Source organism: Sphingomonas sp. CCH10-B3, from assembly GCF_001556185.1.
Taxonomy (GTDB): Bacteria; Pseudomonadota; Alphaproteobacteria; order Sphingomonadales; family Sphingomonadaceae; genus Sphingomonas; species Sphingomonas aquatica.
On record NZ_LSIJ01000082.1, the window covers coordinates 1 to 13,066 of the forward strand.

Sequence of the window (13,066 nt, forward strand, 5' to 3'; positions counted from 1 at the left end):
CTTAAACCACTCCCGCCAACCCTTCTGACCGAACCCGATGAATAAGCCGGGCTAGAGGGGCACTCTATGAACTACCAAGCTCAAGACAAATTCCGCGCCGGGCTGCGCGCGGGGATCGCGCCGGCGGCTTTGCTGCTCGCGATGATGGCCACGCCCGCCTTCGCTCAGACCGCGCCCGCGCCCGCGCAGACGCCGGTCGCTACCGACGACACAGATGCCAAGGACGACGTCGTCGTCACCGGTACGCTGTTCAAGGGTGCCGATCCGATCACGCCGCTGACCACCGTGACCGCCGCTGATCTCGACCGCCGTGGCCTTGTCACGACGCAGGACGCGATCCAGCAGCTGTCGTCGAACGGCGGTCCGGCGCTGACCAACAACTTCACCGCCAACGGCGCCTTCGCTGCCGGTGCATCGGCTGTGTCGCTGCGCGGCCTGTCGGTGAACTCGACGCTGGTGCTGTTTGATGGCCTGCGCGCTGCTTATTACCCGCTCGCCGACGACGGTTCGCGCAACTTCGTCGATCTGAACACGATCCCCGACGACATCGTCGACCGCATTGAAGTCGTGCGCGACGGTGCATCGTCGACCTATGGCGCCGACGCGATCGCGGGCGTGGTCAACATCATCACCAAGAAGGAATTCCGGGGCATTCAGGCCCGTGGTTCGGCGGGTGTTTCGCAGCGCGGCTCGGGCGCTGAATATCGCGCCAGCCTGACCGCCGGTTTCGGCGATCTGAAGAGCCAGGGCTTCAACGCATATATCAGCGGCTTCTACTATCAGAGCACCGCGGTGAAGAATTCGGAAGTCGACTTTCCGTACAACACCGACGACCATCGTGGCCTGATTCTCGGCGGCCAGGCCGACGTCAACTCGACCGTCAACGGTCGCGACGCAAATGGCCTGCTGCAGCCCGTCAGCCTGACGGCCGGCAGCTTCTCGGTTCGCCCCTATGACGCGACCAACACGACCCCGCAGGGCAATTCGCAGCTGCTCAACCCGACCTGCGCGGCCGGGACCCTGACGACGGTGACGGCTGCTGACCGCGCGGTTGCGGGCAATGCCACCGTCCCGAACGCGGTTTGCAACGTCGATTACACCAACACCTATGGCAACATTTCGCCGAATATTCAGCGTTTTGGTGTGTCTGCGCGGGCGACGGCGCGGGTCAATGATTCGATCGAAGTCTATGCCGAGGCAAACTTCGTTCAGAACAAGTCGAGCTACAACGCCTTCCCCGCCGTTGCGATCGGTGTTGCGCCGACGGGCATCTTCTTCCCGCAGTTCGCCACGTCGTCGAACGCCGCCAACCGTGCGGCCGGCTCGGTCATTCTCGCCCTGCCAGTGTTCGTCTGCCCTGAGCGTATCAATTGCGCCACCTCGGCCAACCGTCGTCTGAACCCGAACAACCCGTTCGCGGCCCAGGGCTTTGTCGCACGCGTTAACGGGCGCGACCTGTCGCAGGTGACCTATAACGAAAACACCAACCGCACGTACCGGATCGCGCTTGGTGCCAATGGCAACATCACCGACAATATTTCGTTCAATTTCGGCGCGACGGCGATGCATGTCGACCTGCGTCGCCTGACCGACGGCTATGTTCGCATTCAGCAGCTGCTCGATGTCGTCGCCGACGGTACCTACAACTTCGTCAATCCGGGCGCGACGCCGCAGGCGGTTCAGGATTACCTGACCCCCGTCAACATCACCAACGCAACCTCGGATCAGTATCAGGTTGAAGGGTCGTTCCAGGGATCGTTCTTCGATCTGCCGGGCGGCAAGGTAAAGGCAGCCGTCGGTGGCTCGATCCGCTACGAAGCGGTCGATTCGCCAAGCGCCAACAGCGACGTCAACGGCCCGACGCAGCGTTACTTCACGCTCAACGCCTTTGGTACCAAGGGCAATCGCACGGTCTATTCGGCGTTCGGCGAAGTGAAACTGCCGATCCTGCGCATCCTCGAAGTCAATGCCTCGGGTCGCTACGACAGCTATTCGAGCGGCCAGTCAGCCTTTTCGCCGAAGGTTGCAGCGCTGTTCACCCCGTTCCGCCAGCTCAACATCCGCGGCAGCTGGTCGCGCGGCTTCCGCATCCCGGCCTTCGCTGAAGCCAATGCGCTGCCGACCACGGGTTTTGTCAGCAACAACGTGTCGCTGTTCAACAACGCCTATCTGGCAGCTTATAACTGCACCACGGCGACGTTTAACACCTGCCCGACCTATATCCGCACCGGTTCCTACGGCCAGACCACGCTGGCCAGCCCTAACCTGCAGCCGGAAAAGTCGCGCAGCTTCAACGCTGGCTTCGACTTCACGCCGATCAAGAACGTCACGATCTCGCTCGATTACTACAACATCCGCAAGACGGGCGTGATCACCCAGCCGAGCAACGCCCCGGCGCTGACCGCCTATTACAACAACCAGCCGATCCCGGCTGGCTACACGGTCATCGCCGATGCGCCCGAGCCGAACTTCCCGAATGCCCGCCCACGCGTCGCCTTCGTGCAGTCGCAGCTGGTCAACGCGACCAGCTATCAGACTGACGGTCTCGACCTCACGGTCAGCACCAAGTTCGACATCTTTGGCTTCACCTGGCGTTCGGTGTTCGATGCGAACTACATTCTGAAGCTCGAGCAGGTCTTCGCCGACGGCACGCGTGAACGTTACGATGGCACGCTCGGCAACTTCAACCTGACCTCGGGTAACGGCACGTCGAAGCTGCGTGGTAGCTGGCAGAACAGCTTCGACTTCGGCAAGGATCTGACGGTCACGGGGACGGCCAACTATTATGGCGGTTACAACCTGTCGGCGCAGGATCAGGGCACTGGTTATAACGACTGCGGCCTGTCGCCCTTCCCGAACTACTGCAACGTCAGCGCCTATGTGACCTTCGACCTGAACGCTCAGGTCAAGATCGCCGACCGCTTCACGCTCGGCATCACCGCGCTGAACCTGTTCGATGCCAAGCCGCCGATCGATCCGGTGACCTATGGCGCGCACTATTACAACGCGGTGCAGGGCGGCGGTTCGGGCGGCGCCGGCATTCTCGGCCGCTACTTCAAGGTCAATGTGACGACCAAGTTCTGATCGTCGCGCTAGCCTGAAAACAAATCGGGGCGGCCATTCATCCGAATGGCCGCCCCTTTTTTTGTGTCTGCGGCGGATGTTAGCTGACGGTCAGCTTCAGCGCGCCCTCGCCGTCTTCGACCCGCACTGTCTGCCCGTCCTTGACGCCGCCTGACAGGATCAGGTCGGCGAGCGGATCCTGCAGGTAACGCTGCACCGCGCGCTTCAGCGGCCGCGCGCCGTACACGGGATCATAGCCAACCCGCCCCAGCCACGCCCGCGCGCCTTCGCTCAGGTCGACGGCGATCTTGCGATCCGCCAGCAGCTTGCCGACGCGCGCGACCTGCAGGTCGACGATCGGCGCCATCTCGCTCTGCCCCAGCCGGTGGAACAGCACGATCTCGTCGAGCCGATTGAGGAATTCGGGCCGGAAATGCGCGCGCACCACTTCCATCACCTGTGGCTCGACCGTCGCCACATCGTCACCATCGGCCACGGCGGTCAGATATTGGCTGCCGAGGTTCGAGGTCAGCACGATGATCGTGTTGGTGAAGTCAACCGTGCGCCCCTGCCCGTCGGTCAGCCGCCCGTCGTCGAGCACTTGCAGCAGGATGTTGAAGACATCGCTGTGCGCCTTCTCGACCTCGTCGAACAGCACCACCTGATAGGGTCGCCTGCGAACCGCTTCGGTTAGTACGCCGCCTTCCTCATAACCGACATAGCCGGGCGGCGCACCGATCAGCCGCGCGACCGCGTGCTTCTCCATGAACTCGCTCATGTCGATGCGGACCATGGCGGTGGCATCGTCAAAGAGGAATTCGGCGAGCGCCTTGGTCAGCTCGGTCTTGCCGACACCCGTCGGCCCGAGGAACAGGAACGAGCCGAGCGGCCGGTTCGGGTCCTGCAAGCCCGCACGCGCGCGCCGCACGGCGGTCGACACCGCCCGCACCGCTTCCTTCTGGCCGATCACGCGGCGCCCGAGCGACTCCTCCATCTTGAGCAGCTTCTCGCGCTCGCCCGACAGCATCCGCTCGACCGGAATGCCGGTCCAGCGCGCGACCACGCCGGCGATGTCTTCGGCAGTCACTTCCTCGCGCAGCATCGCGCCCTTGGTGGCATTCGCGGCTTCGTCGAGCTTGCGCTGGAGTTCGGGAATGCGCCCGTAGGAAAGCTCGCCCGCCTTCGCCAGATCGCCCGCACGCTGCGCCTGTTCGAGTTCGAGCCGGGCGGCGTCGAGCGCTTCCTTCAGCTTGGCCTCGGCCGAAATCTTGTCCTTCTCGGCCTGCCAGCGCTGGGTCAGTTCGGCCGACTGCTGCTCGAGATTGGCGAGTTCGCTCTCCAGATTGCCGAGCCGGTCGCGCGACGCGGCATCGGTTTCGCGCTTTAGCGCCTCGCGCTCGATCTTGAGCTGGATGATCCGCCGGTCGAGCGTCTCGATCTCCTCGGGCTTTGACTCCACCTCCATGCGAATGCGGCTGGCGGCCTCGTCCATCAGGTCGATTGCCTTGTCGGGCAGGAAGCGATCGGTGATGTAGCGGTGCGACAAGGTCGCCGCCGCGACGATTGCCGCGTCGGTGATTCGCACGCCGTGGTGCAGCTCGTACTTTTCCTTGAGGCCGCGCAGGATCGAAATCGTGTCGGGCACGGTCGGCTCGCCGACGAACACCGGCTGGAAGCGCCGCTGCAGCGCCGGGTCCTTCTCGACATATTTGCGATATTCGTCGAGCGTCGTCGCGCCGATGCAATGCAGCTCGCCGCGGGCGAGCGCGGGCTTGAGCAAATTGCCCGCGTCCATCGCGCCTTCGGATTTGCCCGCGCCGATCAGCTGATGCATCTCGTCGATGAACAGCACGATATGCCCCTCGGCTGCCTTCACTTCGTCGAGCACGCCCTTCAGTCGTTCCTCGAACTCGCCGCGATATTTGGCGCCCGCGATGAGGCTGCCCATGTCGAGCGCCATCAGCTTTCGGTCTTTCAGCGTATCGGGGACGTCGCCATTGGCGATACGCAGCGCGAGCCCCTCGGCGATTGCGGTCTTGCCGACGCCGGGCTCGCCGATCAGGACCGGGTTGTTCTTGGTGCGGCGCGCGAGGATCTGCACGGTGCGGCGAATTTCCTCGTCGCGGCCGATTACGGGGTCGAGCTTGCCGTCGCGCGCCGCCTGGGTCAGGTCGCGGGCAAATTTCTTGAGCGCGTCATATTGGTTCTCGGCGCCCGCGCTGTCGGCGGTGCGCCCGCCGCGCAGATCATTGATTGCGGCATTGAGCGCCTCGGCTTTCACCCCTGCGGCTGCGAGCGCCTTGCCCGCCGCCGTCGTCGGCGAGAGTACCAGGCCGAGCAGCAGCCGTTCGACGGTGACGAAGCTGTCGCCCGCCTTGGCGGCGACCTGCTCGGCCTGGTCGAGCACGCGCACGCTGTCGTTGTCGAGCCCCGGCTGCGCCTGCGCGCCCGACCCCGACACGGCAGGGATTTTCGCCAGCGCCGCGTCGGTTTCGGCCACCGCGCGCGCGGCATCGCCACCGGCGGCCTTGATCAGCCCCGCCGCCATGCCCTCGTTATCCTCGAGCAGCGCCTTCAGGATATGTTCGGGCGATATCCGCTGATGGTTCATGCGGATCGCGACGGTCAGCGCCGACTGCAGGAAACCCTTGGCGCGGTCGGTAAATTTTTCGATGTTCATGGACGATCCCCGACTTGATTAGCGACGATATAGTGTTGCTGATTTGCAACACAAGGCAGGGGTGAGGCTTGGTGGTTGGCGCGGCCCGCGCCGGACGCTACACCACCGCAAAATCGATAAGAGGGGATACGAATGCGGCGGATTCTGGTGCTTGGCGGCTGGGGGCTGCTCGGCTTGGTGGTCGCGGTTGCCATTGCCCTTGCAGTGTGGGAGCCGATCGTCGCCCAATCGGCCGAAGCGCCGCCGCCGCACCGCTATGACACGCGCATCGTCCGCGACACTTATGGCGTGCCGCACATCTTCGGCACCACCGACCCCGACGTCGCCTACGGCATTGCCTATGCCCATGCCGAGGATGATTTCGAGACGCTTCAGCAAGTCGTCGCGATGACGCGCGGGCGCTTCGGCGCGATCGCCGGGGCCGATGGCGCCGCCGTCGATTTCGCGCTGCACTTCGTCGATGCGCGCGCGACGGTCGACCGCGGTTACATGAAGCAGCCCGCCGATGTCCGAGCACTGCTCGATGCTTATGCGTCAGGGCTCAATCATTATGCCGACCAGTATCCCGAAGAAGTCGCGCTGAAGAAACTGTTCCCGGTCAACGGCCGCGACATCGCGACGGGCTTCGTGCTGCGCTCGCCCTTCTTCTTCGGGCTCGACGCGGTGCTCGGTGCGCTCGCCAAGGATGCGCCGCTGCCGCCGCAATGGGCCGGGCCGAAGCCCGACGCCGAAGACCCGCCCGCGCTCGCGCCCGGCGCGCCCGAACCGCGTGCAAGCACCGAAAATGGCTCCAACGCCTTTGCGGTCGGACCCAGGCGATCGGCCGATGGCTTCACGCGGCTGATCTCCAACTCGCACCAGCCCTATCGCGGGTCGGTCGCCTGGTATGAACTGGTCGTCCATTCGAAAGCGGGCTGGGACTTCGCCGGGGCGACTTTCCCCGGCGCGCCCTATCCGCTGCTCGGCCACAACAAGACGCTGGGGTGGACCAACACCGTCAACCGCCCCGACCTGATCGACATCTACAAACTCGTGCTCAACGCCGCAGGCACCCAATATCGCTATGATCGCGCGTGGCGCGACCTGCGTGCCGAGCGCGTCTGGTTGCCGGTCAAGCTCTGGGGGCCGTTTGTCCTGCCGGTGCCGCGTACCGTCTATCGCGCGGTGCAGGGGCCGGTGTTCCTCAACAAGAGCGGCGCCTTCGCGATCCGCTACGGCGGCGCCGACCAGCTGAAGATGGTCGAGGAATATTACCGGCTGAACAAGGCACGCGATTTTGCCGAATGGCAAAAGGCGCTCAGCCAGCAGGGCGTGCCCGCGACCAATTTCATCTACGCGGACGCGGCAGGCAACATCGCCCACATCTACAACGCGTCCTTTCCCAATCGGCGGCCGGGCTTCGACTATCATCAGGTGCTGCCCGGCGATACGTCGCGCAACATTGCCCCCGGCACGGTGCCGTGGAGCGCTGTCCCGAAGAATATCAATCCCGGCTCGGGCTTCGTCATCAATGCCAACAACACGCCGTTCCAGGCGTCGGGCGCGGGGTATGAGATGGACCCCACGGCCTTTTCGCCGCTGCTGGGCATTGAAACCTACACTACCAATCGCGGCACGCGATCGGTCGAGCTTTTGGGTGCCGATCCGTCGATCAGCGCGCAGGACCTCTACAACATCAAGTTCGACACCACCGTCAGCCGCCGTAGCTGGGCAGCGCAGTGGTTCGCGACGCTGGCGGCCGTCGATGCCAAAGGCGACCGGTCGATTGCCGAGGCGAAGGCGCTGCTCGCCCAGTGGGACTGGAACTTCGACGGCAAGGGTCGCGCCGATGCACTCGCCGGGCTGTTGCTGCGCGTCGGCAATCGCTGGCATTATCCGGCCCGCGCGCAGACCGACCCCCGCACCGAACTCGCCAAGGCCGCTGCCTATCTGAAGCGCTACTTCGGGCGGCTCGATCCGCCGCTGGGCACCGTGCTGCGGCTGCGGCAGGGGAAAGTCGACCTGCCGCTCGACGGCGGCGCCGATGTGCTGCGCGCCGCCGCCAATTGGGACGAGGATGTCGACGGTCGCCTCGCGGTGAAGCACGGCGACAGCTTCATCATGTTCATGACGTGGGACAAGGCGGGGCGCGTCACCTCGCAATCGGTGCAGCCTTATGGCGCGGCGACCACGCGGCCGCAGTCGAAGCACTATGCCGATCAGGCGCCGCTGTTCGCCAGTCACCGTTTGAAGCCGGTATGGTTCGATCCCGCCGAACTTCAGGCACATAAGGAACGCGACTACCGCCCCTGATCCCATTGCCAGCCACCGAATTGCCGATATACCTCGGCACGCCACTCAGATCAGAGGATAGTCCATGACCTTCAAGTCGATCGCTCGCACCGGTGTCGCGTTCGCTGCCCTCGCCCTGCCCTATGCCGCCACGCAGGCGCAGGACGCCAAGCCTGCCCCGGTCGCTTCGCTGATCGCCAAAGTCGACATCCCCTATCAGAAGTTCACGCTGCCCAACGGCCTGCGCGTCATTGTCCACACCGACCGCAAGGCGCCCGTGGTCGCGGTCAGCGTCTGGTACAATATCGGGTCGAAGTTCGAACCCAAGGGCCGCACCGGCTTTGCCCATCTGTTCGAACATCTGATGTTCAACGGCAGCGAAAATGCGCCGGGCGATTTCTTCGAACCGCTCAAGCAGGTCGGCGCGACCGATCTGAACGGCACCACCAATTATGATCGCACCAATTATTTCGAAACGGTGCCGACGCCCGCGCTCGAAAAGACGCTGTTCCTCGAAAGCGACCGGATGGGCTATCTGCTCGGCGCGGTGACGCAGGAAGTGCTCGATGAGCAGCGCGGCGTCGTCCAGAACGAAAAGCGCCAGGGCGACAACCAGCCTTATGGCCTGCGCCAGTACAAGCAGCTCGAAGGGCTGTTCCCCGCCGACCACCCCTATGGCCACACCGTCATCGGCTCGCTCGCCGATCTCGATGCCGCCAGCCTCGACGATGTGAAGGGCTGGTTCCGGGATCATTATGGCCCCAACAACGCGGTGCTGGTGCTCGCGGGCGACATCGATCTCGCGACCGCCAAGCGGCTGGTCACGAAATATTTCGGCAAGATCAAGTCCGGCCCCACCACCAAGCTGCCCGATGCGCCGATCCCGACTTTGGCCGCCCCCAAGAGCGACGTCATTCACGACCGCGTCGGTGCAGCACTCGTCACGCGCCAGTGGGTCGTGCCGGGGCTGAACGACAAGGATGCAGCAGCACTTCAGGCAGGCGCCTCGGTGCTCGGCGGCCTGTCGAGCTCACGGCTGTCGAATGCGCTGGTCCGCAAGGAAAAACTGGCGATCCAGGTCAATGCCGGCGTCCAGTCGCTGGCTCAGGTCGGCATTTTCCAGGTGATCATGGTCGTGCGGCCGGGCGTCGATGTCGATGCGGCAAGCAAGCGGCTCGACGAGCTGGTTGCCGAATACATCAAGGCCGGTCCGACAACCGACGAACTCCAGCGCACGGTGACGAGCAGCGTATCGCGCCGCATTGCGGGCCTCGAATCGGTCGGCGGCTTCGGCGGCAAGGCAGTCGCGCTGGCGCAGGGCGAGCTCTATTCGGCCGATCCCGGCTATTACAAGAAGCAGCTTGCCGACCTCGCCGCCCAGACCCCGGCGAGCGTGACAACCGCGATGCAGAAATGGCTGACGCGCCCGGTCTATAATCTGTCAGTATTGCCGGGGCCGCGCGAGCCCGGCACCGATGTCGCCGCCGCGCCCAAGCCGCTGGTCAGCCCGCCCGACCTGAAGCCCGCCAATTCGCGGCCCGAAACCAACCCTGACGTCGGCCCGGTCGGCAATCTGGTGTTCCCCAAGGTCGAGCGCGCCAAGCTGTCGAACGGCATCGAAGTCGTCTATGCCCAGCGCACTGCCGTCCCGATTACGCGCGCGCTGATCAGCTTCGATGCTGGCGCGGTCGCCAACCCGGCCGACAAGCTGGGCGTCCAGCAGCTCACGCTGTCGATGCTCGACGAAGGCACGACCACGCGCGATTCGATCGCGATTGCCGAGGCGACCGAACGACTCGGGCTGTCATTCGGCACAGGCTCGAGCGCCGACCGCACCTATCTCAGCGTGCAGGCGCCGACCGCCAATGCCGCAGGTGCGTTCGATCTGTTTGCCGATATCGTCCGCAACCCCGCGTTCGATCCGGCCGAAGTCGCACGGCTGCGCAATGCCCAACTGGCCGGCATCCAGCAGGAACTCACCAATCCCGGCGGGCTAGCCGGGCGGGTGCTGCCCAAGCTGATCTACGGCCCCTCGCCTTATGCTAAAACGGCGGGTCAGGGCGGCGATCCGGCCGCCGTCGCCAAGCTGACGCGCGACGATCTGGTCGCCTTCCAGCAGGCGTGGATCCGGCCCGAAAAGGCGAAGATGTTCGTCGTGTCCGACACCCCGCTCGCCCAGTTGCTCCCGCTGCTCGACCGCGAGTTCGGTGACTGGAAGGGCGTCGGCGCGCCGGGCACCAAGGACCTGAGCACGGCGGCCGTCCAGTCGGCACCCAAGATCGTGCTGATCGACCGCCCCGATTCGCCGCAATCGCTGATCACGGCGGGGCAACTGACGCCGCTGAAGGGCAGCGACAATCTGCTCGATTATCAGACCGCCAATGACGTGCTCGGCGGCGATTTCCTGTCGCGCATCAATATGGACCTGCGCGAAACCAAGCATTGGTCCTATGGCGCGGGCGGCGGCTTCGGCCAGACCGAGCAACTGGTGACCTATCGCATCAACGCGCCGGTCCAGGCCGACCGCACAGGCGATGCGATCAAGTCGCTGCAGACCGATCTGAAGGACTTCCTAGGCGGCAAGGGCATTACCCCGGCTGAGTTCACCCGCACGATCAACGGCGCGACTCGCGAGCTGGCGGGCAATTTCGAAACCGCAGATGCGGTGCTCTCGGCCATGCTCGACAACGACCAGTACAAGCGGCCCGACGATTATTACTCGACCATCAGCCAAAAATATCGGGCGATGACGCGCGAACAGCTTGACGCTGCGGCACGCAAGGCAATCGACCCCGACAAGTTCGTCTGGGTCGTGGTCGGCGATGCCAAGGTCGTGCGACCGCAGCTTGACTCGATCGGCCTGCCGGTTGAGGTGGTGCCCGCCGCGTCCGTGGCGGGCGCGAAGTAATCTGGGAGAGAATCATGTCCGCAGTGGATGGCACCTGGGAAACCGTCGTCAAATCGCCGCTCGGCGACCAGAAGTCGACGATCGTCGTCAAGAGCGACGGCAATAGCTGGACCGGCACCAGCACCGGCCAGATGGGCACGACCGAAATCACCGACGGCACGCTCGATGGCAACACCATCAAGTGGACGATGCAAATGACCGTCCCGATGCCGATGACGCTGACCTGCGAAGCGACCGTCGATGGCGACACCATCACCGGTTCGATCGGCGCCGGCGCCTTCGGCAGCTTCCCGATGACGGGCACCCGCATCGGCTGATCGGCTGCTCGCGATTATTTTGGGCGAAGGCCTCGCTTTTCCAACCGGGAAGCGGGGCCTTTGCTTTTATCGCTGGTACCAGCCGGCCAGAGGGTGATGTGGGGCTGAACAGCTCAATTGCTTCCCGTTTGCCCTGAGCTTGTCGAAGGGCCGTCTTTCCCTCGCAAGCCGCGCGAAGAAGAAGAACGGTGCTTCGACAAGCTCAGCACGAACGGATTGAAAGTTTTTCCGTCCGGCCGGGCTACGCTACCGCACCAGCCGGGTGACGTGCCCCATCTTCCGCCCGGGGCGTTGGGTCTTGCCGTAAAGGTGCAGGTGCGTGTCGGGCATGGCGAGCGCCGCGAGCCAGCCCTCGGCCTGATCGCCGATCAGATTGTCCATCACCACTTCGCGCGCGGTGAGCCCGGTGTCGCCGAGCGGCAAGCCGCAAATCGCACGGATGTGATTCTCGAATTGCGAGGTCACGGCGCCTTCGATCGTCCAGTGCCCTGAGTTATGCACGCGCGGCGCCATTTCGTTGAACACCGGCCCGTCGGCGGTCGCGAAGAACTCACAGGCGAGTACCCCGACATAATCGAGCGTGTCGGCAATTCGGCCCGCCAGCACGGCGGCTTCGCTCCACAGGCGCGCGATTTCGGCAGGCGCAGGCAAAGTCGACCGCGCGAGGATGCCGTCGGCATGCTCGTTCCACGGCGGCGGATAGCTGACCATCGACCCGTCAGCCCCGCGCGCGACGATGATCGAGAATTCATGGCTGAAATCGACAAAACCTTCGAGGATCGACGGCCGCTTGCCGACCGCGCTCCACGCCGCAGCGGCACCGCCCGCATCGCCGATCCGCGCCTGCCCCTTGCCGTCATAGCCCAGCCGAAGCGTCTTAAGGATCGCCGGCGCGCCGATTTCGGCCAGCGCCGACTCAAGATCGGCGAGCGTCGACACTTTCGCCCAGGGCGCCGTCCGGCCACCAAGTGCGGCGACGAAGCTCTTCTCGTTGACTCGGTCCTGCGCGATCGCGAGCGCAGCGGGCGCCGGATGGACCGGCACTTTTTCAGCGAGATAGTCGATCGGATCGAGCTCGATATTCTCGAATTCGTAAGTGATCACGTCGCACGCCGCAGCGAAATCGTCGAGCACGATGCGGTTCTGGTAATCGGCGCGAATGAAGCTCGACGCGGTCTGCGCGGCGACCGCTTCCTCGTCGGGGGCGAGCACCAAGGTGCGATAGCCGAGCTGCGCCGCGGCCGCCCCGAGCATCCGCCCGAGCTGGCCCCCGCCGAGGATGCCGATCGTGCTGCCGGGGGGAATCACGCCGGGTCGACCGCGACGCTGTCCGTCTGGGCCTGCCGCCACGCCTGCAACCGCGCGCTCAGCTCGGCATCCGCCAGCGCCAGAATCGCCGCTGCAAGCAGCGCGGCATTTTTCGCGCCCGGCTTGCCGATCGCAAGCGTGCCGACCGGAATGCCAGCGGGCATCTGCACGATCGAAAGCAGGCTATCCATGCCGTCCAAAGCCTTCGACTGCACCGGCACGCCGAGTACCGGCAGATGCGTCATCGACGCGGCCATTCCCGGCAAATGCGCCGCCCCGCCCGCGCCTGCGATGATGACCTTTAGGCCGCGCCCCGCCGCCCCGGTCGCATAGTCATAAAGCCGCTGCGGGGTCCGATGCGCCGACACCACTTTGCTTTCGTGCGGCACGCCGAGTTCGCTCAGCAGATCGGCGGCATGGTGCATCGTCTCCCAGTCGGAGGTGCTGCCCATGATGATGCCGACCTGCGCGCTCATCGCACCGGGTTAGCGGCTGGTTCACGGTGGCGCAACAAGAGCG

The 13,066-nt window shown here is 64.7% G+C and carries 7 protein-coding genes; 4 read left to right on the forward strand and 3 right to left on the reverse strand.

All coding sequences use genetic code 11. The features are described from left to right. The first annotated feature begins 66 nt into the window (after window positions 1–66). The gene (locus tag AX672_RS13015) at window positions 67–3,084 is read left to right on the forward strand and encodes a TonB-dependent receptor domain-containing protein (RefSeq protein WP_066651984.1); all 3,018 of its coding nucleotides are present in this window, start codon (window positions 67–69) and stop codon (window positions 3,082–3,084) included. 79 nt (window positions 3,085–3,163) lie between these two features. On the opposite strand, the gene clpB is transcribed toward AX672_RS13015, so the two are convergent. Continuing rightward, window positions 3,164–5,743 carry an ATP-dependent chaperone ClpB gene (clpB, locus tag AX672_RS13020; protein WP_066651986.1) on the reverse strand — a complete coding sequence of 860 codons (2,580 nt, stop codon included), beginning with the start codon at window positions 5,741–5,743 and terminating at the stop codon, window positions 3,164–3,166. A gap of 132 nt (window positions 5,744–5,875) precedes the next feature. Between clpB and AX672_RS13025 the strand changes: the two genes are divergently transcribed. From AX672_RS13025 to AX672_RS13035, 3 genes are all read left to right on the forward strand, one after another. Beyond that, window positions 5,876–8,035: a penicillin acylase family protein gene (locus tag AX672_RS13025; protein WP_066651987.1), complete on the forward strand. Its 2,160-nt coding sequence runs from the start codon at window positions 5,876–5,878 to the stop codon at window positions 8,033–8,035. 64 nt (window positions 8,036–8,099) lie between these two features. Then, window positions 8,100–10,922: a M16 family metallopeptidase gene (locus AX672_RS13030; protein ID WP_066651988.1), complete on the forward strand. Its 2,823-nt coding sequence runs from the start codon at window positions 8,100–8,102 to the stop codon at window positions 10,920–10,922. A 14-nt stretch (window positions 10,923–10,936) separates the two neighbouring features. After that, window positions 10,937–11,239: a hypothetical protein gene (locus AX672_RS13035; protein ID WP_066651989.1), complete on the forward strand. Its 303-nt coding sequence runs from the start codon at window positions 10,937–10,939 to the stop codon at window positions 11,237–11,239. Window positions 11,240–11,485: 246 nt separating this feature from the next. Here the strand turns inward: AX672_RS13035 and AX672_RS13040 are convergent, their stop codons facing one another. Then, window positions 11,486–12,547 carry a 5-(carboxyamino)imidazole ribonucleotide synthase gene (locus AX672_RS13040; protein WP_066651990.1) on the reverse strand — a complete coding sequence of 354 codons (1,062 nt, stop codon included), beginning with the start codon at window positions 12,545–12,547 and terminating at the stop codon, window positions 11,486–11,488. Continuing rightward, entirely contained in the window at window positions 12,544–13,023 is a 480-nt protein-coding gene (gene purE / locus AX672_RS13045) for a 5-(carboxyamino)imidazole ribonucleotide mutase (protein WP_066651991.1), read from the reverse strand. Before purE ends, AX672_RS13040 begins: the two co-directional genes overlap by 4 nt. Window positions 13,024–13,066 lie beyond the last annotated feature (43 nt).

Bases quoted from the DNA above. Each gene is read 5' to 3' on its own strand.
- AX672_RS13015 (WP_066651984.1), top strand. From the start codon at position 67: ATGAACTACCAAGCTCAAGACAAATTCCGCGCCGGGCTGCGCGCGGGG.
- purE (WP_066651991.1), bottom strand. From the start codon at position 13,023: ATGAGCGCGCAGGTCGGCATCATCATGGGCAGCACCTCCGACTGGGAG.
- AX672_RS13030 (WP_066651988.1), top strand. From the start codon at position 8,100: ATGACCTTCAAGTCGATCGCTCGCACCGGTGTCGCGTTCGCTGCCCTC.
- clpB (WP_066651986.1), bottom strand. From the start codon at position 5,743: ATGAACATCGAAAAATTTACCGACCGCGCCAAGGGTTTCCTGCAGTCG.
- AX672_RS13035 (WP_066651989.1), top strand. From the start codon at position 10,937: ATGTCCGCAGTGGATGGCACCTGGGAAACCGTCGTCAAATCGCCGCTC.
- AX672_RS13025 (WP_066651987.1), top strand. From the start codon at position 5,876: ATGCGGCGGATTCTGGTGCTTGGCGGCTGGGGGCTGCTCGGCTTGGTG.